Below are 25,631 nucleotides of genomic sequence, written 5' to 3'. Positions count from 1 at the left end.
TTTTATTTAATAATATCATTAGTATCTGTTGAAAAACACTGATGATATTCAAACTTGATAGTCAGAAAATTATTTGAAGCCTATTCAATTCGTTGATACACTTCATTAAAAGGAACTCTCATTCTATCTCCCCAAACGCCCTGTTCTTCTCTAATACCGCAGGAAATAACCATATTGATTTCGGCCCCAAAAGGCAAATTCAAGATACTTTTTACTTTTTTACTATCAAAACCCTCCATTGGGCAAGTATCGTATTTTTCATTTGCCATTGCCAGCATAAATGTTTGAGCCGCCAAAGCACAGGTTTTATGCACAACAACCCTCACATCGTTTTCGGATACTTGATAAACAATTGCTCTGAAAAGCCCGACGATGTTTACAATGATTTTTCGGATAAGTCCCAAAATACCTAAAAAGCGTGCATATAAAAACGGAATTACTTTACCATAATACATTTCCCAGCGTTTAACTCTTTTCTCTTGTTTCTCTTTAAGTGTATTTTTTAGCACATTTTGGGTTTCTAACGCCATCATGGTTTTTGCTCTTTTCTTGTACAAATCTTGCCTTGTCACAAACACAACCATTTGCTGGGCAGTGGTTGCTGCCATTTGGCCTAAACAAGCTGCTGAGAGTTGTTTTAACGTTTCTGGATTCGTTACATGATAAAATTCCCAAAGCTGCATATTAGAGCTATTGGGTGCTAAAGTGGCCAGTTCGATACAATTTTTTACTTTTTCTGAGTCAATCGGAAGGTTTTTATAGTGTCGTACGGAGCGTCTGTAATTGATTATTTCTGCTAAAGTCATTATTTTGTTGATTATGTATTACTAAATTTTTGCGTGAGTTATTAAACCTATTGTTTAAACTCACGGAAAAGGATTTTTCTTGGTAGAGGTATTTCTTTGAGCAATAGTTTGATGGTTTTTGCTGGAATATTTTATTGATTGCCTACTCAGTATTTAAAATAAGCAGGTAAGATGGTTTTCGGAACTATTAGTTTCTTAGAATTTTCTCCATTTTTTTTCCCTTCGCCAATTCATCAACGAGTTTATCGAGATACCTAACTTTTTGTGTCAAAGAATTTTCAATTTCTTCAACACGATAGCCACATATTAGCCCAGTAATCAAGTGGGCGTTTGGGTTTAGTGTAGCTTGCTCAAAGAAGGTTTCAAAAGTAGATTTCGCATCAATTTGGGCTTTGAGTTTTTGCTCATCGAAGCCCGTCAGCCATTCGATTACTTGGAGTAGTTCTTCTTTGGTTCTTCCCTTCTTTTCTACTTTGGCGATATAGTGCGGATACACCGAAGCAAATGTCATTTCGGCAAAACGTTCATCATGTGTTTTCATCATACAATCGCTTAAGTTTTAATCTAATTGTACATATTTCCGCCAATTATGTTGTTCTTTGAAGCCTAATACTTCACGAATTTTACGATTAGAAAACAATGCTTCATGTTCGCCTAATTCACGTGTGATTGGTACATTCGGGAAGAATCTTTCGGCCAATTCTTTGCTCGGAATAATTGCTCCGTTGTGGTCATTGCCCGCATTAAAAACCTGATAACCAAGTCCATCTTTTTGCAGGCATAAATCTACGATTTGCCCCAAATCACGTGCATCAATGTAACAAAAAGCATTTCGGCGACGCACTTCGGGATTTTTGAAATAATACGGAAAAAGTTCGGCATATTCGTGCGGTTCAATCACATTTCCGATACGAAGGGCGTAAATATCGTAGCCCGAACGTAGTTGGAAAGCACGTGCCGTTTTTTCATTCACAACTTTCGATAAACCGTAACTATCCATTGGGTCAACGTCGTAATCTTCCTCCAATGGCAATACTTTTGGGTCGGTTATGCCATCAGCAAAACAGATTCCATAAGTTGTTTCTGATGATGCAATGATAATTTTTTTGATACCCAGCTTTACGGCTGCTTCAATTACATTATAAGTACCAACAGTATTTACTCGGAAAGTTTCGTTATCGGGTTTGATTAAGATTCGAGGGACGGCCGCAAAATGTACCACTGCATCAAACTTCGGCACGCCACTGCCCGCTTCGAGTTCGTGCAAGCCAGTATATGAACTCATGGCATTAAACATTTGTCCAGAGTCAGTAATATCGGCAATTAGGTTATCTACTCCTGGGTGTTTCAGAGGCGTAAGGTCAACGTTTAACACTTGATGTCCTTGTTCGAGTAAGTACGGAATCACGTGTTTTCCTGCTTTGCCCGAGCCGCCTGTAAATAATATTCGCATTGTTTAGATTGATTAGTGGTTTTATTGGTAACTATGAGCGAGGGAGTTTGGTTTCAACAAATGAGCAACAACCGCTCAGTTTTTTCCTTAGGAGCACGGTGAACGCATGGAGGAATTTTGCTTTCAGGATAATCTATCGCCAGCCTCCAGATGTGTCCGATACCTAAGCTGATAGGGTGTGCCTTGGGTTTCGCTTGATAGTGAAGGTCAAAGAAATTTTCAGTTAAAAAGGCTTCAAAACCTTCATCGTCTCCATCATATAGTTTTTTGAGTTCATCACGTATTTCGGGAATCGTTATTTTTTGTATGGCTTCTGAATTTGGCAATATATCACTCGGAACACCGTAATAAGTACATAAAAAAGTATCGGTTGGTATAGGCGACCTATCTACATGGAAAGAGTAAACATCAGTCGGAAAGAACGGGAAGTCATCGTCTCTGTCGTAACACTTGACCACATTAAGAACTGGAGCGGCACCATGTGCCGTCAATAATTGCAAGTCATTTAGTATAATTTCACGAGCAAGATTTCCTTGTTCGCTCAATGAAAGTTCACGGAGTAGCACTTCATCTATTAGCGTTATATTTTCGTTTTGTTCTACCTTACTCACAATCTCAGCGAAATCACCTTTTAGATTCCGTATCCAGCCAATCGCATTTATTTCTCGATTAAATGGCGTAGAAACAAGGTCATGAAAATTTGTGACACATTGAATTTGATGTTTGGCTTGAGAAGAATCTATCATATTGGCTAAATGCACGAATAAAATCAATTAATGAAAATGTTAGGAATAGTCAGAGGAATAACTAATTTCTGGTCTTTCCCATTACTTTCATATTCAAAAAGAAAGGCTAAATTTATCTCGATATTTATATTGTTTTTGGAGGTGCCTTTAAACTCAATAAAATTCAAATCAACGGGATTATGAGAACCAAAAAGATATATACTTTGACCAAATGTATCATCTTCAAAATCTATACGACCTTTGTTGATGTGTTTTTCTGTAATTTCAAGAGGGTCAAATTCCAAAATTCCATTTTCACAAATGTAATCATCAATGAGGTAAGGTAATATAGGTAAGGTTAATTTATAGGTTTTATCCTCATTTTTCTCAAAGATAATTTCACCAAATGGGATTTTCTTTACCGATTTGAATTTCGTCAAATCAGCTTTTACCGAGTCTAATTTTTTTTGTTTTTCTTTCGCTTCTTCAAGCATAATTTCCTTGTACGTTTCTCCCTTTTCAAACCGCTCAAAAATCACTTTTATATTTTCTGTATAAGCTTTCGCTTTTAATTGCCATAAAAAATATAATTGTTCGTAATCCCTTAAAGCTGACGACTGTAAAGCATATTCTTTCATACTAAAGCCAAAAGTTTTTGCCTTTGAAAGCACTGGCAATATTTTTTCTGAATCTCTTTCTTCGTATAATTTCCAAAATTCTTTACGGGTCATGCTTTTAAAGTTTTAATAGTGAAATTTGATTTGTTTTCTCCTTAGTTTGAGGCTGTCGTCATAAACAACACTTTCGGCAAAATCTTGCTAATATTAGAAAAAAAGTCAATGGATTAGAAAATCTCAGTTCTAAGGGGATATTTTATAGATAAGGTTTGGCTAAATGTTCTACATTTAGGCCATTCTTACTTTTACTTTTTTGACTCATTGTTAAGCCTGTATTGCTTTCCCCATTCTGCCATTGTCTGTATAATTGGCGAAAGGCTTAGCCCAAAGTCAGTGAGTGTATATTCAACCCTTGGCGGAATTTCTGCATAAATTTTTCGACTAATAATCCCATCATCCTCCAACTCTCTTAACTGTTGAGTAAGCATAGATTGAGTTATTCCTTTTACACTTCGCTTCAATTCACCGAACCTTGCAGGGGATGTTATATAGATAGCATTAATGAGAATGCACTTCCATTTCCCACCTAAAACCTGCATAGTAGCAGTGACAGGGCAAGAATTTTCATCAAAAACGATTTTTTTTTCTTCGTTAAATTGTTGATTTACAGTAATAGTATTATTTTTCATACTTACTTTGGTTTATAGTCCTACTTGTAGAATAAATATTAACAATGAATATTTACACTATAAAAGTAAATAAAAGTAACAATTAAAATCGAATCAAAATGGAAAAATTTATGTTTTTATTTAGAGGCGGTGACACTCATCCCGATAATGCCAATGATTCCAAGGAAGCTATGGAATACATTCAAAGATGGATAACTTGGATGCAAGGTCTTGGTCAGAAAGGAATCCTTGCAGGTGGCGAATCTCTTCAACGCAGTGGTAAACAGGTAAACGGAAAAAATAAAGTCGTGACAGATGGTCCTTTCATAGAAGCCAAAGAAATGGTTAATGGCTATCTCATCATTAACGCAAAAGACATTAATGAAGCTGTAGAGATTTCAAAAGGGTGTCCTATTTTTGAAGAGAACGGAAAAGTAGAAGTTCGACCAGTCCAAAAACAAAATTAATTTCCGACTTCTCAAAATTCAGTAGTTCAAAAATGTGCTGTAACTATGTCAACTTGTACATTAGGTTGCAGCCTTTTTATTTTGTAAAGGTGTTGACGTTTTGTTGTCAGTTGTATGTTACGTATTGGTAGGGGCGTCCTACCATTACCATTAACTCTCAAATATACGAAAGTTTTGTAGTACCTTTTGTATTGTTTTGAGCTAAACTTGTTTTTCGTGATACCATTTATATCATTTTTTAGTGGTTATAGAAGCATAATGTAGTAAATCCCCAACCACAAACTAAACAATCACTTTCGGTTATTTCTATACGAAACATGGATTTTCTTACCTAAAAATCTGCAAAAGAACAAAACTCAGCATTCAAAACTCAGAATTCAGAACTCTAAAAACTATCTTTGCACTCATAAATAGTAATAGAGTATGCAAATCATTGAAGTAGGAGAGAGCAGAAAGCTACAAAAAGAATTTTTAGAGTTTCCTTCACGCCTCTATAAAGGCAATAAATATTGGATTCGTCCGCTCGACAACGACATCGAAAAAATCTTTGACCGCACCAAAAATCCACTTTTCGATGGTGGCGATTGCATTCGTTGGTTGGCTCTTGACAATTCGGGTAAGATCATTGCAAGAGTGGCGGCATTTGTAAACCCGAATACTGCCAACCAAAACGAACAACCAACTGGGGGCATGGGCTTCTTTGAATGTATTGATAATCAAGAAGTTGCCTTTGCGATGTTTGATAAATGCAAAGCATGGCTACAAGAGCGAGGCATGGAAGCTATGGATGGCCCAGTGAATTTTGGCGAACGTGATAATTGGTGGGGGCTGCACGTTGACCCACATGATGCCGAACCAACTTGGGGGATGTTTTATCACCAAAAATACTACCGTGCGTTTTTCGAGAATTACGGTTTTCAAGATTATTTCCAGCAATACACATTCCTGTTGCCGATTCCCGAAGTTGAGGCTCGAAAGGTTGTTCGCCCTGCATTATTCGAGATTGCTAATCGGATTTACAACACACCGGGCTACGAATTTAAGCATGTAAGCAAGAAAGAATTACCCAAATTTGCCGAAGATTTTCGCATTATTTATAATAAAGCTTGGGCAAAAAATATGTCGGCTGGCGAAATGACACCTGAACGTGCAGCGGCCATTATGCAAACCATGAAACCGATTTTGGAAGAAGAACTAATGTGGTTTGGCTACCATAACGGCGAGCCGATTGCGTTTTTTATCATGATTCCCGAATTGAACCAAATCATTAAGCACATCAACGGTAAGCTGAATTTGATTGGTAAAATAAAATGGTTGTATCATACTTTGATGAAAACCAACAAAAAAGCTCGTGGAGTAATTTTTGGGGTAATTCCCGAATACCAAGGACGTGGTATCGAATCGGCCATTGCTTTGTCGTTTTCGAGGGCATGTTGGGTACCAAATTACCAGTATGAAACTCTCGAACTCAACTGGATTGCCGATTTTAACCCAAAAATGCTCAAAGTAACGCAAATGCTGGGAGCAAAAAAATACAAGACTTATATTACCTACCGATATTTGTTTGATAGAAATAAGGAATTTAAGCGTTGCCCACCGATTTAAAAAGCTGTTTTACGAAGTAAAAAATAAATAAAAAATCGTTAACTTTGCAATAATATAGACATTTTCACTAAAAAAATCCTTTTACAAAGGTAAATTATCTATGTCATTACTTACAGTAGGTTCGGTAGCGTTTGATAAATTGGAAACGCCATTCGGAAAAACAGATAAAATCATTGGCGGAGCAGCCACTTTCATTACGCTCACTGCTTCATACTTCGTAAAAGAAAATAACCTCGTTGCGGTTGTTGGCGAAGATTTTCCACAAGAAATGATTGACACTTTGGTGAGTCATGGCGTAAATGTGGATGGTCTTGAAATCAGAAAAGGCGAGAAATCGTTCTTCTGGCATGGTCGCTATCACAACGATATGAATAGCCGAGATACGGTAGAAGTTCAGTTAAACGTAATGGAAAACTTCGACCCGAAGATTCCTGCATCGTATCAAGATTGTGATTTCTTGATGCTCGGAAACACCGCTCCAGCTATTCAGCACTTGGTTTTGAAGCGTTTGAACAAACGTCCGAAGTTTGTATTGCTCGATACAATGAACCTTTGGATTGATATTGCTCTCGATGATTTGAAAGCATTATTGAAAGATGTTGACTGTGTAACAATCAACGACGAAGAGGCTCGTATGCTTTCGGGTGATTATTCGTTGCGTCGAGCAGCCAAAACTATCATGGCAATGGGACCAAAAACGCTAATCATCAAGAAAGGCGAACACGGTGCATTGTTATTCCAAAACGATGATATTTTCTTCTGTCCTGCATTGCCATTAGAAGAAGTTTTCGACCCAACAGGTGCGGGTGATACTTTCGCAGGTGGATTTATTTCTCACTTAGCAAAAACCGATGATTTGAGTTTTGACAATATGAAACGTGCTATCGTTTATGGTTCGGCAATGGCTTCTTTCTGTGTTGAAAGATTCGGTTCGGAGCGTATCCAAAACCTTTCTCAAGAAGAAATAGCAGCTCGTGTAGAAGAATTTAGAAAATTGGCTACGTTTGAGTTGTAGAAAATTGTCTGAACTATGATTTAGTTGATTGATTTGATTATTATGATTGATTTTGTTTTAGTGTGATGTAATAATCAATATGTTACACGAAAATTGGTTTCTATATAATCGTATTCAAGTTCATCATATAAATCAACTAAGTCTAGTTCAGACAACCTTAAAAACCTCCACTTCCATAATATTGTCTTCTACGGCTTACTTTCAATTCTTGCAATAATGCACTTCTTACATTAAGTGTAAACGAATAACTACTACGTACTGAATAGCCAGAAATTGGTGTCCAGTTGAAAGCCATATCCCAACAGTGAAGTTCTCGATGGATTGTTATGTTTGTAAGCGTAGGAGCTTTTAGCTGCATATCATAACCCGTATTGAAACCCAGTTTCCATTTTGGCGTAAGACTTAAATCACCTTGAACAGTAATGGCCTGCGTGATTTGTGGGTCGGCCAAACCTTGTTTACTATAATTGAGGTTATAGCTCAAACTCAGTGTCCACGGAATCGTGAAATCAACATAAAGTTCAGGGTTAGCTGCCACAAACTTTTTCATAGCATCCATTTGTGGGTTATTGCTTTGTGTATTTGTCTTTGGTTTAGCTTTATCTGGATTAAAAGTCGCTGGCGAAAGACGAGTAGAAATAGCGATATTTGCCGTACGTAAAGTTGCTAAACCCGCAATTCCCTGCACTTGCTGAATTTTATAGTAGCGACGGATACGTCCCGCAGGGTTTAATGCTCGTAATTCGGGGGTGCTTTCTGCTTGATAAAAATAAGGGTCAAGGCTGGCTCCCATATTGAGGTTTATCAGATTCTTAAATAAATTGGTATTAGCACTCAAATTGATGTTTGATAAGTTCATTGAGTCACCAATCGCCAAGAGGTTATAACTTGTTCCGAGACTTAAATTATCAAGTAACGAAATCTTCTCAAATGCCTTTGCCGCCGTATCAGATTTTGACCTAACTTTTGCTTCAAGTTGGTTTGTAAGGTTGAAACTAACATTTCCCGATGCTCCTGCTGCTGCTCCCAATGTTGGGTATTTTGGTAATAATTTACGGAGGGTATCGTAAGTAGAAACCCCGTTAGTAGTAGTTTTATCAATCCTGACTACTTTATATTCAAATAGACGTTTAGTAAAATCAGGGGCATAACTTAAACTTAATGAAGGAGCCATTGTGTGGCGAATAGCCTGTAAACGTCCTTTGCCTTTAAACTGATAAGTACCATATACACGGGTATTTAACCCACCCGAAACTGAGGTTTGGTAAGTAGGGAAAAAACCTTTTACAGTATCTATTTTTACCGCATTTTCGCTCGCAATGTATTCATAACTAAGGCTTTGTGTCGAAATATCACCTCTGAGTGATATACTTGGAGTAAAGTTGATATATCGTGCAATCTTGAAGTTTGGTAATGCAATCGGAATAGAGTAGGTGCTCGTAAACTTACCATCTTTCAAAACTTCATTGATGGCATCTAAACTATTTAGTTTTCTTACATTACTGAGGCGTTCTTGCAATGCTTTTTGTGCGATTCGTTCTTCGGCTGTGAGCGTAAGCGGATTGGCATCACGAAGTTTGATTTCTTCGTTGGTCAAAGGTTTTGCTTCGATTGAAGAGTAACTACCATCTGCGTTCTGACGAATAATTTTATAATCCGAATAGCTCGTGATACTGTTCACACGGGTGTTGGTGGCTTGATAGCCTCCGCTTACGTTTAAGCCAACCCTAAAAGACTCAAACCAACGTCCGATTTGTTTTTTCTCTGGTACAAAGGGGTTAAATTGATTCAGACCAATGCTATAATTGGCCGAGGCATCTACTTGTCCAGTTGTGAAGTTTTGTGAAATATTGATACCCGAACTTGTTACGAGTTTTTGTGCAAAAGTACGCCCAAACTGCACCGATGAGTTTGAAGTACTGCTCAGGTAGTTGCTCACATCAACGGTGTTTACGTTGTTTCGGTTGAAACCATTACTACGCAAATTTACCGACGACGAAAAACTACGGTCGGGACGTTTATTGGCTGGTGAGTGCGACCAGCTAATGTTAAAGTCTTTGGTTTTGTAGTTATTGTTATCATCAGTAGCTACAACTTCGGGTGTATTATTATTGTAATTATACTGAAAATTCAAGTTGCCCGAATATTTATATCGCTTTGAATAAGTGGATTGAATACCTAAACCCAAGCTACCTTTAGAATAAATTTGTCCTAAAACTTTTAAGCCAATTCGCTCATTTACAGCAAAATAGTATCCAAAATCACGGAAATAAAAACCTCGATTGTTGGGGTCTTCGCCATAAGTCCCCATAATAATTCCCGAAGTACCCGCTTCTTTATTTTTTGGTACAGGGAAGAACCCGAAAGGTAAACCAACGGGCAGTGGAATACCACTCAAAACAAAGTTAAATGGCCCCGAAATAATCTGTTTTTTATTGACGAGCTTGATTTTTCGTGCCGAAATATGAAAGTGTGGTTCTTTCAGATTACAGGTTGTATATTTGGCATCGACCAAATACATATCATCGTTAGCATCTTTCTTTACCCGTTCGCCCGTCACGAAGCCTTCGCCTTGTTGGGTTACAATGCCTTTGATAATTGCCTTTTTTGACTTAAAATTATAGCGTATCGTATCGGTATTATAATTATCACCTCCCTGCGTAAAAATCGGTTTTCCTTTTACTTTTTCTCCACGTTTGGTAGTATCGGGCGAGCCGTGGGCATAGATTTCGCTTTTTCCCCAATCAATTTTTATATAATCGGCTTTCAGTTCGATATCTCCATAAGTTACAACTGCTTTTCCGTAGAGATTAAGCACTTCACCCGAAACATCCATTACAGTCGAATCTTCGGCTACATATTTTACGGTTGTTTGTAAGCCAGTGTCTTTACTACGAAGCGAGTCAGGAATTGAGACACGGGTTGTATCTTTCTTTTCTTCAAAAAGCTTATTTCCAAATGGCCGTGTAGTAGTGGTTGGGCGTGAAGTACTCGGGCGAGAGGTACTGCCTCCCCCAAAGTTTGGAAGTCTGCCACCCGATGGAAATTGTGCAAAAGTATTGAATGAAAACAAAAATAGCAGACCGAAAGCTATTTGAAAACCCAACCTCTGCAAGGTTTTGTACCTCGCCGACGTTAAATCTGTAAATGTTTTAAGTCCCTTTTTGAAGTGGGAGGTATATTTTCTCAGTTGTTCCAAAAAACGTATCTTTGTAAAAAATGTTCTATTATTATAACCTACGAGAGAAAGCCGCTCATTCGTATATACTTAAATCCTCAGATTTTGGCTTTTTCTGCAAAAACTATTCTATTAACGCTCAGTAATGGCACAAAATTAGCTATTATATAGTAGTGAAAGAACGTTTGCCCATAAAATCATGTTAAAAATTCTTAAAGTCCTACTTATCATTATATTCTCGCTTGAAATTGCCCATGCTCAAAGCGGAAAAATCCGAACGATTGTAATTGACGCAGGGCATGGTGGCAAAGACCCAGGTACTCAGCACAGCAAGCTTAGAGAGAAGGACATCGCTTTGAGTGTGACGCTGAAACTCGGAAAAAAGTTGCAAGAGAACCTTCCAGGTGTAAAGGTGGTTTATACCCGAAAGACGGATGTGTTTATTCCGCTTCACGAACGAGCAGCTATCGCCAATAAAAATAAAGCAGATTTGTTTATATGTATCCACGTAAATGCCAATCCGTATTCCTCAAAGTTGAGTGGTTCAGAAACTTATGTGATGGGCTTACACAAAACTGAAGAAAATCTCGAACTCGCTATGCGTGAAAACGAGGTTATTTTGATGGAGGATAATTATAAGAAAAACTACAAAGGATATGACCTGAGTTCGCCAATGGCTAATATTATGCTGGCCAATTATCAGAATGCTTTCATGAAAGAGAGTGTAAAGTTGGCAAGCATGGTCGAGAAGCAAATCTCAAAAGTAGGACATAGAAGTAGGGGTGTGAAACAGGCAGGTTTTCAGGTGCTTTGGCAAACTGCAATGCCCGGAATTTATGTCGAAACGGGCTATTTGACAAACTCTACTGATAAAAAAATCTTAGGTAGTTCCGACGGACAAGATAAATTGGCCGATGCAATATTTAAGGCAGTAAAGGCGTATAAAGAAGAGAAGGAGAAATGATTTTTGAATGAAGAATTGAGAATTAAGAATTAAGAATGTAATTTTGTTGAATATTTAAGATAAGCATTAAGAAAATATCTATCCATCATTCTTAATTCTACATCGCACGGGCGACCTCGTCTTAGGCGACCCCGTCTTAATTATACATTTCTTAATTGTGCCTCGCACGTTTCTATGAAAAAAGAATATAAAGTTGGTTTGTTAGGTATTATTGCATTTGCAATATTTTATTTAGGGTTTAATTTCTTGAAAGGCTTGGATATTTTCCGAACCGAAAATGAGTATTACACCTACTATGACAATGCCGAAGGACTTCAAACCTCAAATCCAGTAACTTACAATGGCGTGCCAGTAGGACGTGTGGTGATGGTTGAGCCAGAGCAAGATAAAAATCGGATAAAAGTGATGTTGGCTATCAAGCGAGACATCAAAATTAGCGACAAAACGGTTGCAGTTTTGGCCGATAATGGGCTTTTAGGCGGCAAAGTTGTAAAATTAAAGATTCAAGCGGGGCAGCCAGTTGGTGATGAAGCTGTTATAGGAAGTGAAATTGAAAAAGGTATGGTTGCTTCTGTAACGGATAAACTTACTCCAACCCTCAAAAATGTCGATTCACTTCTGACAACCACAACGGCTATCATCAAGCAATTTGACCAAACAGCTGTTGCTCTCAAAACGCTAATGGCGAGTGCTACGCAAACTACCAACGGTGTGAATGGCGTGGTGGCTGCAAACGCAAAAAATCTTTCAGCAATCACTGCTAATGCTGCCATTTTAACAGCTAACCTAAACACACTATCGAACAGTCTTGATGCTCAAATCAAGCCAATTTTGCAGAAAAGCAATACTTTTGCCGATTCGTTAAACGCCATGAAACTCGGCGAAACAGTCAATCAACTTAATAAATCGGTTGCTGGTTTGCAGGGAGTTATCAAAGAAATTAATCAAGGAAAAGGAACACTTGGTAAACTTGCAAAAGACGATTCGTTGTACGTAAATCTCGACCGAACGGCTGCTAATATAGCTTTGCTAATGGCCGATTTGAAAGCCAATCCAAAACGATATGTGCATTTTTCACTTTTCGGAAAGAAAGAGAAAAAGTAATCGAAATTTAAAAATATTTAGTGAATCCGTAGCTTGAGGTAAACCACAGGCTACGGATTTTTGCTTTTAGGTGTTCAATACTGGATTACACAGTAATTTCGCTTAAAAACATAGATAAATCTGTAATTTTGTGCTTCGTTACCTAAATACAAACTGAATAATGCCCGAAAAACGTTGGTCATATAAACCCACTCCAAGCACCGAATCGGTTGTTGAACTTTCGCAAGCTATCAATGTCGATAAAGCTCTTGCTGCAATGCTCGTGCAGCGAGGAATCACGGCTTTTGATGAGGCAAGGGATTTCTTCCGCCCCAAACTGGAGCATCTACACGACCCATTTTTGATGCTCGATATGGAAAAAGCCGTTACTCGACTCAGAGAAGCTATCGAAAATGGCGAAAAAATAATGGTTTATGGCGACTATGATGTCGATGGCACCACCTCGGTGGCTTTGGTATATGGTTTTCTATCAACATTTTACGGTAATTTAGAGTATTATAATCCCGACCGCTACGAAGAAGGATATGGGGTTTCGGTGCAAGGTATTGAATGGGCTGCCGAGCAGGGAGTTTCGTTAGTTATTTGTCTTGATTGTGGCATTAAAGCCCAAGATAAAGTTACTTTGGCTAAAGAAAAATTCGATATAGATTTTATTATCTGCGACCACCACGAACCCGACGATACTCTGCCCGATGCAGTAGCTGTGCTTGACCCTAAACGCAAAGATTGTCCGTATCCATACAAAGAATTGACAGGGAATGGCGTTGGTTTTAAGCTGCTTCAAGCATTTTGTACACGAACCGAAATGCCGATTGAGAGCCTGTATGAGTTTTTGGATTTATGTGTCGTAAGCATTGCCTCTGATATTGTGCCGATTACGGGCGAAAACCGAGTGTTGGCTTTTTATGGCTTGAAAAAACTCAACGAAAATCCACGAATTGGCTTAAAGGCACTGAAAGAAGTGGCAGGTTTCACAACCCAAATGAATATCGAGAATGTGGTGTTTGTGTTGGGGCCAAGGATTAATGCCGCAGGAAGAATAAAACACGCAAAAGCCGCCGTACAGCTTTTATTATCAGACGATTATGATGAAGCATTGGAGTTTGCCCACGAAATTCAGAAACACAATTTAGAGCGTCGAGGGCATGATTCACGCATGACCGAAGAAGCATTGGCAATGATTGAAGGCGATGAATGGTTGGCAAATACGGCCAAAAGTACGGTTTTGTACCGAGAAGATTGGCACAAAGGAGTAATCGGAATTGTGGCGAGTCGTTGTATCGAAAAATATTATAGACCTACGATTATTCTCACAAAATCGCACGAGAAAGCGGCAGGTTCGGCTCGTTCGGTGGCAGGTTTTAACCTCTATGGAGCGATTGAAGAATGTGCCGAATTACTCGAACAATTTGGCGGACACACCCACGCTGCGGGTATGACGATGCCTATCGAAAATATTGATGCTTTCAGATTAGAGTTTGATAGAGTTGTGAGTAAATATATTACGCCTGAGCAATTAACACCCGTTGTGACCGTTGATTTAAAGATAAAACTGGCCGAAATTAACCCTAAGTTTTATCGAATCATGAATCAAATGTCGCCATTTGGGCCAGAAAATATGCAACCAGTTTTTGCTACCGAAAACATCACACTCAAATATCCGCCGAGAGTAATGAAAGAAAAACATTTGCGTTTAGAGCTTTTTGAGGAAGAAACGGGTGCAATCCTAACTGCGGTTGGCTTTGGTATGGCAGAAGAACACCTTGAGCGATTGAACACAAATAAATATTTTAGTGTTGCCTATCAGGTTGATGAAAATACTTTCAACAATAAAACTACTTTGCAGTTGATGTTGAAGGATATTAAGTACAGTTAAGAAATATTAACGCTGACTTTTGTTGATTAAAGCGTAATTTTGCTTGTAGAACAAGTTTCTAACTTGTTCAGCCAAGAATAAGAAAACGACAGGTTGAAAACCTGTTCTACAAAATATGATTTTAAGAACAGAAAATTTAATAAAAAAATACGGTCAAAGATTAGTCAATAATAACGTAAGCTACCAAGTAGGGCAGGGCGAAATTGTTGGACTTCTCGGCCCAAATGGTGCTGGCAAAACCACATCGTTTTATATGGCCACTGGACTCGTAAAACCCAATAGTGGTAAAGTTTGGCTCGATGATATGGATATTACATCTCTACCGATGTATAAACGAGCAAAACTTGGCGTAGGATATTTAGCACAAGAAGCATCTATTTTTAGAGATTTAAGTGTTGAAGAAAATATTTTAGGTGTACTCGAATTGGCTAAGCCTGAGCTTACGAAGGTTCAACGCAAGGAGAAAACGGAATCTCTGCTCGAAGAATTTAGCTTGACACACGTACGCAAAAATAAAGGAATTGTATGTTCAGGTGGCGAACGTCGCCGATGTGAAATTGCTCGTGCATTATCAGTTGACCCTAAGTTTATCTTGCTCGATGAGCCTTTTGCAGGCGTTGACCCAATTGCCGTAGAAGAAATTCAAGGAATTGTAGCCAAATTAAAAGACCGTAACATCGGAATTTTGATAACTGACCACAACGTAAACGAAACGCTTTCAATCACCGACCGAGCGTATTTGCTTTTTGAAGGAAAAATCCTCCGCCAAGGAACCGCCGAAGAACTGGCAAGTGATGAACTCGTAAGAAAGGTATATCTCGGACAGCATTTTGAGCTGAAACGTAAGATTTAATAAATATTATTCCATCAAAAAATGGTAGTAAGATTCAGAACCTTACTACCATTTTTTATTTATCTTGGTCTTGGTGGCCTTTCACCATTGGGTGGTGGCGGTGGTGGGCCTGGGCGTTCGGCTTCTAATTTCAAAAACTGTGCATATTGAGCAGGACTCAATATACCCTTCATAGTTTTCTCAAATGCCTTTTTGTTGGCATCTAAAGCTGCCCTTTTATCTTTTTCTTCAGCTTTACTGGCAAAAACGGCATCCATTTTCTTCATATTATTCAAAAAAGCATCATGTATTTTTTTTGAAGTAGCTGCATTTAGGTTTAATTCTTTGGTCATTCTCTCCGTAAACCGTTCAGCATTAGGCATAGGTGGGCGTTCGCCTCTTGGTGGCGGAGCGTCTGGGCGTTGAGCTGCTAATGAAAACCATCCAAGTATGAATGTTAAGAGTAAAGGCAGAAAAGTTTTTTTCATAGTTTCTATGTTGATTTCTCTTTTAACATACAATGATATTATTTTATTATTTGCTAATAAAATAATATCTTGAATTTTTATCAACTAACAAACTATATCGAGCATGAAAACTACTATTTTACTGGCTTTATCAATTTTTTGTGGAATGATAGCGTGTAAAAACGATGCTATAACCGCTGATTTATCTGCTTCTGAAAGTCAGGAAACTGCTTCAAGACAAAACACTCGCATAACGGCTGGAAAACCGCCAGTTGTAACTTCTTACCTAACGGGAAACTCGGCCGACGTAACCACCACCACACAAGGTGGTCTATTATTGATGGGAGGAAGCACCGATGTGGATGCGGCTATTGCTTGGTTTTTGCAGAGAAGTGGCGGAGGCGATGTGGTCGTGATTCGTGCAACGGGTGCAGATGGATACAATACATACATGTATAATATGGTACCCGTAAATTCAGTAGAAACTTTGATTATTGATAGTCGAGAAAAAGCAGCGTTGCCAAGTGTTGAGCAGAAAATCAGAAATGCTGAAGCATTATTTATTGCGGGTGGCGACCAATGGGATTATGTAAATTATTGGAAAGATACCCCAGTAGAAAATGCTATCAATTATCTTTTAACTACCAAAAATGTAACCGTGGGCGGCACGAGTGCTGGCTGTGCAATTTTGGGTGGCACATACTTTAGTGCTTCAAAAGGAACGGTTACGTCGGCACAAGCTCTTGCAAATCCGTATAACCGATACATGACACTTGGGCAAAATGATTTTGTAGCGGCACCTAATATGCAAAATGTGATTACTGATAGCCATTACACCCAACGTGACCGTCAGGGGCGTCACATTACTTTCTTAGCAAAAATGATGAAAGATTTTGGTAATACCACTGCCAAAGGTATAGGAGTTGATGAAGAAACCGCCGTATGTATCGACCAAAATGGCATCGGAAAAGTATATGGCCTAAATAATGCCTATTTCTTGCAAAATAATACACTGGGAGCCGAAACTTGCGTGAGTGGTAGCCCACTAAATTGGTTGCGGAGCAATCAGGCAGTAAAGGCTTACAAAATTGCTGGAAGTGCCACAGGTAATGGCTCGTTTAATGCCGCAACTTGGGCATTAAGTGGCGGAGTTTCTTATTTTTATTATGTCAATAATGGTGTTTTAGTTCAGAATTAAAATAGAATTGGCTATAATTTTGTAAAGGGAATGAGAGTTTTCAGACTTTCATTCCCTTTTTTTGTTTTTTTACGCAACCTCTATTTTCATTTCTCCGTATAGACTTACAAGTAGTAACCTATTATTCTTTTTTAACCTTTTCCTCAAATGAGCCTATACAGCAAAACCAACAAGTTCCTAATTGCTTTAGGAGCTGTTCTGACCCTTTCATCTTTAAATTCATGCTTGAAAGATGATTTGACGCACCAAAACTCTACCGAAATGCTTTCGGTTGCAGATGAGCAGAATTCAATGATTATGTCGGTTGAAATGATGGAGCGAATACTCCAAGCTACCCGTATTGCACAAGGAGATTGCGATGTCGATGATGACAAAGATAACGATGGAATGGATGACTCTACTGATGGTCTTTACGAAAACAATGAAGACTACGACCACGATGGTAAAGACGATAATGTTGATACGGATGATGATAATGATGGAACGAAAGACGATGTTGACTCTGATGATGACAACGATGGTAAAAGTGATGACGTTGACCCAGATGATGACAATGATAAAACGCCTGATATTTTCGATAAAAAATCGTACGATGATGATGATTTTGATAATGATGGACAAAACAACACCATTGATACCGATGATGATAATGACGGCACTCCCGATACGAGTGATACTGATGATGATAACGATGGAATAAATGATGATATCGATAAAGATGATGATAATGATGGTTGGAACGACACTGATGATTCGAGATATAATAATAACGAGGACTTCGATAATGATGGAGAAAACAATCTGAAAGATACTGATGATGACAATGACGGCACTAAAGATGATATTGACCCTGATGATGATAATGATGGTAAGAATGATGATGTTGATGCCGATGACGACAACGACCGTATGCCCGATTTGATTGATAAACGCCACGATGATGACGATGATTTTGATGATGATGGATTACCAAATCATTCTGATAGCGATGACGATAATGATGGGGTTTCGGATAGTAACGATACTGATGATGACAATGATGGAGTGAGTGATGATAAAGACCCCGACGATGACAATGACGGCCTTCATGATTCGATGGACGACCAAGCTAATAATGATGACGATTTTGATGATGATGGTAAGAAGAACCGCATTGACTCAGATGATGATAATGATGGTACAACCGATGATATTGATACTGATGATGACAATGACGGTATAAGCGATATAAATGATACTGATGATGATAATGATGGTATCAATGATGATAAAGATAAATCATTTGGTGATGACGACGACTTTGATAATGATGGTCAATTAGATGATAGTGATGCCGATGATGATAATGATGGTATGAATGATAATGACGACCCCGACTCAGATGATGATGGTGATTTTGATTCTTGTGGTGCAACCTTACCAGCTCTTGCACTTACATATATTTCTACCAATTATCCTGCCTATACAATTTTAGGTACGGAGAAATCAAACCGAAGAGGTGAAGTAAGTTATAAAACTTATATTCGAAATGGGCCGAGTTCTACCAAATTAAGACTAATATTTGATGCAAATGGAAATTTTCAGCGGATACAATAAACCGACTCTTACACGCTGATTTTGAAGCAGTTTTATTCGTAAACCTAAAATGTTTATTCGTATGCAATCTAATATTATAAAGGTACTTTTTACAGTATCTATTTTCTCTCTATGTTTCAAACAAAAAAGCGTAGCTCAAAGCTACTGTGTTCCTACTTACACCGAAGGTTGTGGCGTAGATGATGGTATCTCAAGTTTTACTATCAATGGGACGGTTTTAAGTACAGGAAGTGGCTGTTCGACAGGTAGTTTTCAGTTTTATAGTCTTAATTCAGCCAGTGTTTCTGCTGGGCAAACTTATAGTTTTTCTATAAATTTCATCAATGCCGTCAATGACGAATATGTGTCGATTTGGATTGATGTTGATAAAGATGGTGTTTTTTCAGCAAGCGAATTAGTAACACAAACCACTTCACCAGTGGCCGAACCTTACAGCGGGAATATTACAATTCCAGTTAATGCAATCGGAACGGTGAGAATGAGAATCCGAGTTCGTTTTGAAGACATTGCCGACGACCCTTGTGCAGCATATACATGGGGCGAAACCGAAGATTATTTGTTAAATGTTGCTTGTCCAGTTTCGCAGACAATTACTCAAGCTCAAAACGGAACAACCACAGTTTATGCGTCTAATGCTATTACGGCATCGAACGCCATCAATTCGGGAGCAAACGTAACGTATAGTGCAGGTGCATCAATCACGATTCAACCTGGTTTCTTAGCCGATTCGGGTAGTGTGTTTGTAGGGAAAATTGCTGGTTGCCCAAATTGATGTTGTAAAAATTATCTAACCATAAATTATAAAACCTGTTCTCATTTATTTGGGAGCAGGTTTTTTGTTAAATTTTACATCATCAGAAAATTAACATAGAATGTTTCTTTTTCTTGACTAATTTGCAGAAAGATTTTCAAACAAATTCAACCTTAAGAAATGAAACAAAACTCCATTAAACTACTGATTCTTGCAATCGGTTTAGCTCTCTGTTCAAATTCATTTGCTCAAAATACCGCCGAAACTTTTGTTTATGGCGATGCTCTGCCCGATGCTCCCGAACTCGCACCTCGTGGCGAATACAAAATAGGCGTTCGTACGCTCGATTTTGTGAATAAAAACCAAGTTGATGTCCTAAAATCGAAAGGGGGGATTGACCCAACTTACGACCGACCGCTCAAAGTAGAGGTTTGGTATCCTGCCAATGTGGCTGCAGATGTGAAAGATTTGGTAACTTACGACCAAGTGATGGGTTCGTCAAACGACCCTAAACGCCCACTCATTCCGTTTACATTTTTAGGTCGTGCCGTGCGTGATGCTGCTCCCAAAACTACCGATGGGGCATTTCCACTCATTATAGTTTCGCACGGTTATTTAGGTTCGAGACTTTTATTGACTTACTTGACCGAAAATTTGGCTTCAAAAGGCTATATCGTAGTAGCGATTGACCACACAGAATCGACTTTTCGTGATGCAGCAGCTTTTTCGAGTACGCTACTCAACCGCTCGAAAGATGATATTTTTATCATGAATCAGATTACGAATTTAGGAAAAGATAAAAGTAGTTTTTTATCAGGAATTGTTGACGACCAAAATATCGGACTCATTGGTTATTCGATGGGAGGTTATGGCGTTTTGAATGTGGCAGGTGCTGGTTATAGCGACCAAATCATCAAAACTTTTGGGGCATTGAGTGGGGGAAGTAAAGCTATTGAAGTGCGTACTGGTAATAATGCTGAATACAAAGCAAGTATCGACCCACGCATAAAAGCAGTCGTAGCTTTTGCTCCGTGGGGTATGGAACGTGGCGTTTGGGACACCGAAACTTTGAAGGGCTTGAAGATTCCGACATTTTTTGTGGCAGGAAGTCAAGACGATGTTTCGGGTTATGAAAAAGGCATCAAGGCAATTTATAACGGTGCTGTAAATGCTAATCGTTATATGCTTACGTATATGAATGCCCGCCATAATGTAGCACCAAATCCGCCGCCAGCAGAATCATTGAAACTAGGTTTACACTTTGATGAATATTACCGCTACGCCGAACCCGCTTGGAACGAACGCCGCATCAATAATATCAATCAACATTTCGTAACGGCTTTTCTGGGTATTCATCTCAAGAAAAAGGATTATGCTAAATACTTAGATGTAAATCAAAATTCTAACGATAAACCTTGGACGGGCTTCAAACCTCGTGCATCAGTGGGTTTAGAAATGCTTCATGCTGAGGCTGGGAAGTAAGATAAAAGGAAGACTTCGCTTCAAGCGAAGTCTTCCTTAAAATTCACTTTCGGACTTCAAGTCCGAAAAATGACAATAACAATTCCTTTGTTCCCTTAAATGCCCATTTTAATGGGTGTTAATACCTCCAACTCGTCAAATCCACACCTTTAGGTGCAGTTTTCTTCATATCTTCCACCCATTTCGGAATAAACATTCGGTGGTAGCGTAGGCGACTGATATAATTTGGTTGAGTGTGGTCGCCGTTCCAACAATGTTCAGCACGGTCGCCGTAATCTACTTCACCTTCGTAGGCTGGACTATTCAAATTTTTCAGTTCAGCTTCGGCCAAATACACCGCATTGTTTAGATAAAAATTATCCATATCTCCGCAATAAATTCTAATTTTTCCACGCCATTTATCGCCGTATTTTGGCCAGTCTCGTTTCAAAATATAAGTCAAATCGTAGTTTTCTTTCCAATATTCGGCTACTTTTTTATCAATTACTCCAGTTTTTTTGTCCCAAATTGGTTGCGGATAGCCATCTTTCCCAACAGGCGAAAACACAGCCTCCCAAATATCCCATTGTTGTCCACCCCTTGATTTTGTGCCGAGTGCCAGTTCTCGCATATTCATTTCTTTGAGCGTAGCCGTTAGTTGTCCCAAATAATCTCGGTAGCCTGGGCGTTCGGTTTTTTTGAAATCACTTTCGTAGAAATACGCATTTTTATCTTTATAAATATCAACTGTCGTGAAAGCTCTAAAATCAATCGGGTCGGGGCAAGCTGCATAACAACCACCGTATTCGTTCGGATATTTTACTTGCACCGCCAGAGCTTCCCAACCGCCCGTTGAGCCACCATAGGTAAATCTTGCCCAACCTTCGCCAATTCCTCTAAATTGTTTTTCGATGTACGGAATCAACTCATACGTGATAGCATCGCCATACGGCCCAATGCTTTCGGAATTTACGGCGTAAGAATCATCGTAGTAAGGGCAAGCGTGTTGAATTTCGATAGCCAAAACTCTTGGGAAATTTGGCCCAGTCCACATTTTATAAAAATCGTAGGCTTCTTGCTGAACAATTTTGTTATAGCCATAAATTTTGAATCTTGGGCTGTAATCATCGGTTGGCATATTGGCATCGGGAGGCGTTGTGCGAAAACCATCGAAATCGCTCGGAAAATGTCCATGAAAAATTGCCAAAGGATATTTCACATCTTTGTGTTCGTCAAATCCTTCGGGTAACAAAATATGAGCTCCCAAGTACATCGGTCTGCCCCAAAATTCAGTTAAAAGTTTGCTCTGTATCTTGATATGCTTAATGTATTTTGTGTCCTTTGGCTCTTCGATTGGTGGAATCGTTTGGTCGAGTTTTACCTCAATATTTTTTGCAATTTTAGGATTCAGCGAAACTTTTATTGGCTTTGAATAAATATTGCCTGGAGCTAAATTCCATTGTTGACCTTCTCCTCTGTCCATTGGTAATTTGACAGTTTTTCCATCTTTTCGATGAAAAGTTTCGTACTTGTGCAACAAAACTTGTACAAAATACTCACCCGCAGGAATATCTTTTGAGTTTTGAATCGGATAGCCAAAAGTATTATTGGCGTTCATGACTTTGGGCGTATTAGCTGCCCAGTTATCAAGGTCTAAGCCAAAAACCAACTGAGTATCGTGACCATCGAGAATCTGAAATCTTGGTTCAGATTTATCATTTTTTGAAAGCATCAAGACCAATCGACCATCAAGCGTGCCTTGGCTCGGGAATTTGACCGTAACATTAATTTGAGCGGTTACCGAATAAGCAACCAGCATCAGAAAAACGAAGAAGTTTTTTTTCATAGTTGATGAGCTGTTTTTACCAAAGATATAAATTTTTTCGACGAAAATAACCTGTTTTAAAATGGTTTTCCTTTCAAAATCCTTTAAGAATTATTAAAAAATGTAATTCTTACCGCAAGATTTGGCATTTTTACCGAAAATATTATTTACCCATACCACCTTTTTTCTACTTCTCTCGTCTTTTTTATTATTGGCAGGGTATTCACAGACAGATACTGCACTAAAATTCCTTTAAAAAAATTGACACCATGATTAGAAGAGTCTTCACAGTAGTTGGCATTATGCTAACATTTATTTTAGTTTTTCAAGCGTGTAAAACCGATGAAGTAACAACCGTTAAAACTGCTACAATTACCGCATTAACTTGTTCGAGTACAACATTTTCAGCCACGGCCACAAGCGGAGCATCTTATACTGGCACGGCCGCTGTACCTTATACTGGCGGCAATGGTGTAGCCTATGATGCAGGTGCATCAGTAGCTTCCACGGGTGTGACTGGCCTGACCGCAACACTTTCGGCAGGAACGTTGGCTTCTGGTAGTGGCACTGCCAGTTTTGTCATTACAGGTACTCCTGCCTCTGCTGGTACTGCTACTTTTGCTATTTCGTTGGGTGGACAAAGCTGTAAACTTTCCTTACCAGTGGCGGTTTCAAAAGCCAGTATTTCGACATTGATTTGTACGGTTACACCAGCTATCGGTACAAACGGAACGGCTTACACTGGCACCGTAACAATGGCTTACACTGGCGGAAATGGCGGTGCTTATGATGTTTCGACGGCTTCTTCGACGGGGGTAGAAGGCTTAACAGCAACAGTAGCCGCAGGTACATTGGCCAACGGAGCAGGAAATTTGACCTATACAATTTCGGGTACACCGACCTCATCGGGTACGGCTACATTTAATTTGAGTCTGGGCGGACAAAGTTGTACCGTTACTCTTGCGATTGCCGCAGGAACATCCAGTACGGCCACTGCTGCCAAAGATACGGTCGTGATTGCTTATTCAGGTACGAGTGCTGCGGTCAATAACCCGTATGCGAGTTCGGGAGTGGCTGTGGCGGTTAGTGGGGCAGATGTAACCGTCACTTCGACCAATACTACTAAAGAAATCGTTTATTTATTATCGGGAACGGCAAGTAAAGGTAGTTTTAAGATTTACAGCGAATACCGATTTAATATCACGATGAAAGGCGTTAGCCTTACCAATTCGGCAGGCCCAGCTATCAATATTCAATCAAGCAAAAAAGGTACGATTAATATCTTGGCTGGCACAACTAATAATCTGACTGATGGTGCAACTTACGCCACCAGCAAAGAAGACCAAAAAGGAACATTCTTTAGTGAAGGCCAATTGAGTTTTATGGGAACTGGAACTTTAAACGTAACGGGTTTGAACAAACATGCCATCGTTGCCGATGATTATATTGCTATCAGCGAAGCCAATATTGTAGTAAAATCGGCAGTGAGTGATGGTATTCATGCCAATGACTATCTTCAGATTGATAACGGAACGGTGACTGTTACGTCGTCGAGTGACGGTATCGTGGCCGAAGAAGGTTATGTGGCGATTAACGGTGGAACAATCACTGTAAACAGCGTTGATGATGGCATTGCAGCACCATATTCGGGTACTGATGCAAGCATTACGCCTTATGTATTAATAAAAGGTGGCAAAATAACCGTAACAACAACTGGCGATAAAGGCAATGCCATTAAAAGTAAAAGCTATACAACCATCGGAACTGTTGAGACTGTCAGTTTGACGGTTTCGGGCAAAGGTGCTAAGGCTATTAAAACTGGTGGAGATTTTACGCTAACCGCTGGAACTGTAAAACTTACAACGTCAGGAGCAGCCTACTATGATACGGCCGATGCCGATGTAGCAGCACCTGCGGGTATTAATTGCGATAAAAACTTAGCAATCAGAGGCGGAAATTTGACAGTAATAAGTACAGGGATAGGCGGAAAAGGAATCAATGTTGATGGTACGGCAACTGTGAGTGGGGGTACAACTAACATAACGGTGAGTGGGGCAAAATATACTTACAACACCGCCAACACGAGCGATGCTAAAGGCTTTAAAAGTGATGGGGCATTTGTGATGAATAATGGCGAACTCAATATTTCGGCAACTGACGATGGCCTGAAATCCGAGACATCAATTACTGTAAATGATGGAACTATCAACGTAACGAAGTCTTACGAAGGCATGGAGTCTATTATCATCAATATCAATGGGGGAGTTACGAATCTGACAGCTTCAAACGATGGAATCAATACTTCTTATGGCACGGTGTCGGGTGGGACGGAGTCGAATGACAATAGCCAACTGACAGTGAGCGGAGGAATTTTAATCGTAACAGGCTCTGATGCCATTGACAGTAATGGTAATTTCACGATAAAAGGTGGCACTGTGATTTCAAATGGAAATGAAGACGTAGATGTGAATGGTAATTTCTTGGTAAATGGGGGAGTTTTAATAGGGGCTGAACCTGCGAGCAACATGACAAAAGCAATGGGGACTGCCTCAACTCAAGTAGGTATGTTTATCAAATCGACGGCTTCGGTTGCTGCTACTTCAATAATCCATATTGAAGATGCTTCGGGCAAAGATTTACTTACATTCAAGCCCAAAACTGCTTCGGCTTATTTTCATTTCTCAAATCCGAGTTTAACGAAAGGAGCATCTTATAAGATTTATTACGGTGGAACTTACACAGGCGGAAGTTTTGTAGGCGGTTCATCGGGTTGGGGGTTACATACTGGCGGAACGTACTCGAATACGGGTGCAACCTTAAAAGCCAGCCCAACAACATCAACCTCATCGACTGTAAATACGATAACTTTCTAAGATACAATAGTTGAGAATCCGAAAGACCGACGCAAGTTTCACTCGTGTCGGTTTTTTGTTTTAAATTGATAGAGTGTTTTCAAGTCCCAATTTTTCCTGTTCACTCAAAGTTTTATGAAATAGGCTGATTAAATTCATACATTTGAGATA

At 39.2% G+C, this 25,631-nt stretch carries 21 protein-coding genes; 12 read left to right on the top strand and 9 right to left on the bottom strand.

The annotated features are described in order from the left end of the window. Window positions 1-80: 80 nt before the first annotated feature. The 6 genes from IEX65_RS02410 to IEX65_RS02385 all read right to left on the bottom strand — a co-directional run bounded on the left by IEX65_RS02410 (window position 81) and on the right by IEX65_RS02385 (window position 4,290). Entirely contained in the window at window positions 81-806 is a 726-nt protein-coding gene (locus IEX65_RS02410; protein WP_188764280.1) for a nitroreductase family protein, read from the bottom strand. Window positions 807-993: 187 nt separating this feature from the next. Next, entirely contained in the window at window positions 994-1,347 is a 354-nt protein-coding gene (locus IEX65_RS02405; protein WP_188764769.1) for a DUF2200 domain-containing protein, read from the bottom strand. A gap of 18 nt (window positions 1,348-1,365) precedes the next feature. Then, window positions 1,366-2,259, bottom strand: coding sequence for an NAD-dependent epimerase/dehydratase family protein (locus tag IEX65_RS02400; RefSeq protein ID WP_188764278.1), 894 nt, complete (start codon window positions 2,257-2,259; stop codon window positions 1,366-1,368). Window positions 2,260-2,312: 53 nt separating this feature from the next. Beyond that, on the bottom strand, window positions 2,313-3,005 hold the full coding sequence (locus tag IEX65_RS02395) for a hypothetical protein (protein WP_188764276.1): 693 nt from the start codon (window positions 3,003-3,005) through the stop codon (window positions 2,313-2,315). A gap of 23 nt (window positions 3,006-3,028) precedes the next feature. Continuing rightward, window positions 3,029-3,715, bottom strand: coding sequence for a hypothetical protein (locus tag IEX65_RS02390; protein WP_188764274.1), 687 nt, complete (start codon window positions 3,713-3,715; stop codon window positions 3,029-3,031). A 191-nt stretch (window positions 3,716-3,906) separates the two neighbouring features. Further along, complete coding sequence (locus IEX65_RS02385; RefSeq protein WP_188764272.1) at window positions 3,907-4,290, bottom strand: winged helix-turn-helix transcriptional regulator; 384 nt, start codon at window positions 4,288-4,290, stop codon at window positions 3,907-3,909. Window positions 4,291-4,388: 98 nt separating this feature from the next. On the opposite strand from IEX65_RS02385, the gene IEX65_RS02380 reads away from it, so the two are divergent. From IEX65_RS02380 to IEX65_RS02370, 3 genes are all read left to right on the top strand, one after another. Further along, window positions 4,389-4,736 carry a YciI family protein gene (locus tag IEX65_RS02380; RefSeq protein ID WP_188764270.1) on the top strand — a complete coding sequence of 116 codons (348 nt, stop codon included), beginning with the start codon at window positions 4,389-4,391 and terminating at the stop codon, window positions 4,734-4,736. A gap of 423 nt (window positions 4,737-5,159) precedes the next feature. Beyond that, a complete protein-coding gene (locus IEX65_RS02375; protein ID WP_188764268.1) occupies window positions 5,160-6,341 on the top strand; it encodes a hypothetical protein in 1,182 nt (393 codons plus the stop codon). Between the two features lie 100 nt (window positions 6,342-6,441). Further along, window positions 6,442-7,356 (top strand): PfkB family carbohydrate kinase, encoded by a 915-nt coding sequence (locus tag IEX65_RS02370; protein ID WP_188764266.1) that lies wholly within the window; start codon window positions 6,442-6,444, stop codon window positions 7,354-7,356. A gap of 157 nt (window positions 7,357-7,513) precedes the next feature. Here the strand turns inward: IEX65_RS02370 and IEX65_RS02365 are convergent, their stop codons facing one another. Next, a complete protein-coding gene (locus tag IEX65_RS02365; RefSeq protein WP_188764264.1) occupies window positions 7,514-10,462 on the bottom strand; it encodes a putative LPS assembly protein LptD in 2,949 nt (982 codons plus the stop codon). Window positions 10,463-10,733: 271 nt separating this feature from the next. On the opposite strand from IEX65_RS02365, the gene IEX65_RS02360 reads away from it, so the two are divergent. The 4 genes from IEX65_RS02360 to lptB all read left to right on the top strand — a co-directional run bounded on the left by IEX65_RS02360 (window position 10,734) and on the right by lptB (window position 15,331). Beyond that, the gene (locus tag IEX65_RS02360) at window positions 10,734-11,498 is read left to right on the top strand and encodes an N-acetylmuramoyl-L-alanine amidase family protein (protein WP_188764262.1); all 765 of its coding nucleotides are present in this window, start codon (window positions 10,734-10,736) and stop codon (window positions 11,496-11,498) included. Between the two features lie 174 nt (window positions 11,499-11,672). Next, window positions 11,673-12,602, top strand: coding sequence for an MlaD family protein (locus tag IEX65_RS02355; protein ID WP_188764260.1), 930 nt, complete (start codon window positions 11,673-11,675; stop codon window positions 12,600-12,602). A 160-nt stretch (window positions 12,603-12,762) separates the two neighbouring features. Next, complete coding sequence (recJ, locus tag IEX65_RS02350) at window positions 12,763-14,478, top strand: single-stranded-DNA-specific exonuclease RecJ (RefSeq protein ID WP_188764258.1); 1,716 nt, start codon at window positions 12,763-12,765, stop codon at window positions 14,476-14,478. A 115-nt stretch (window positions 14,479-14,593) separates the two neighbouring features. Beyond that, entirely contained in the window at window positions 14,594-15,331 is a 738-nt protein-coding gene (gene lptB / locus IEX65_RS02345; protein WP_188764256.1) for an LPS export ABC transporter ATP-binding protein, read from the top strand. A 59-nt stretch (window positions 15,332-15,390) separates the two neighbouring features. Here lptB and IEX65_RS02340 read toward each other — a convergent pair whose 3' ends face one another. Continuing rightward, the gene (locus tag IEX65_RS02340) at window positions 15,391-15,798 is read right to left on the bottom strand and encodes a DUF4890 domain-containing protein (RefSeq protein ID WP_188764254.1); all 408 of its coding nucleotides are present in this window, start codon (window positions 15,796-15,798) and stop codon (window positions 15,391-15,393) included. 103 nt (window positions 15,799-15,901) lie between these two features. Between IEX65_RS02340 and IEX65_RS02335 the strand changes: the two genes are divergently transcribed. From IEX65_RS02335 to IEX65_RS02320, 4 genes are all read left to right on the top strand, one after another. Further along, complete coding sequence (locus IEX65_RS02335) at window positions 15,902-16,975, top strand: cyanophycinase (protein ID WP_229250493.1); 1,074 nt, start codon at window positions 15,902-15,904, stop codon at window positions 16,973-16,975. Between the two features lie 147 nt (window positions 16,976-17,122). Continuing rightward, window positions 17,123-18,571: a hypothetical protein gene (locus tag IEX65_RS02330; protein ID WP_188764252.1), complete on the top strand. Its 1,449-nt coding sequence runs from the start codon at window positions 17,123-17,125 to the stop codon at window positions 18,569-18,571. A 61-nt stretch (window positions 18,572-18,632) separates the two neighbouring features. Continuing rightward, a complete protein-coding gene (locus IEX65_RS02325; RefSeq protein ID WP_188764250.1) occupies window positions 18,633-19,343 on the top strand; it encodes a 3-coathanger stack domain-containing protein in 711 nt (236 codons plus the stop codon). A 159-nt stretch (window positions 19,344-19,502) separates the two neighbouring features. After that, window positions 19,503-20,804 carry an alpha/beta hydrolase family protein gene (locus tag IEX65_RS02320; protein WP_188764248.1) on the top strand — a complete coding sequence of 434 codons (1,302 nt, stop codon included), beginning with the start codon at window positions 19,503-19,505 and terminating at the stop codon, window positions 20,802-20,804. Between the two features lie 118 nt (window positions 20,805-20,922). Here IEX65_RS02320 and IEX65_RS02315 read toward each other — a convergent pair whose 3' ends face one another. After that, window positions 20,923-22,629: an alpha/beta hydrolase gene (locus tag IEX65_RS02315; RefSeq protein ID WP_188764246.1), complete on the bottom strand. Its 1,707-nt coding sequence runs from the start codon at window positions 22,627-22,629 to the stop codon at window positions 20,923-20,925. A 248-nt stretch (window positions 22,630-22,877) separates the two neighbouring features. On the opposite strand from IEX65_RS02315, the gene IEX65_RS02310 reads away from it, so the two are divergent. Then, window positions 22,878-25,481 (top strand): carbohydrate-binding domain-containing protein, encoded by a 2,604-nt coding sequence (locus tag IEX65_RS02310; RefSeq protein WP_188764244.1) that lies wholly within the window; start codon window positions 22,878-22,880, stop codon window positions 25,479-25,481. The last annotated feature ends 150 nt before the right edge of the window (window positions 25,482-25,631 follow it).

Origin of the sequence: Emticicia aquatilis (assembly GCF_014644295.1) — a bacterium.
Classification (GTDB): Bacteria; Bacteroidota; Bacteroidia; order Cytophagales; family Spirosomataceae; genus Emticicia; species Emticicia aquatilis.
Note: the sequence above shows the minus strand (reverse complement) of the source record. Positions and strands in the feature narration are given on the sequence as shown.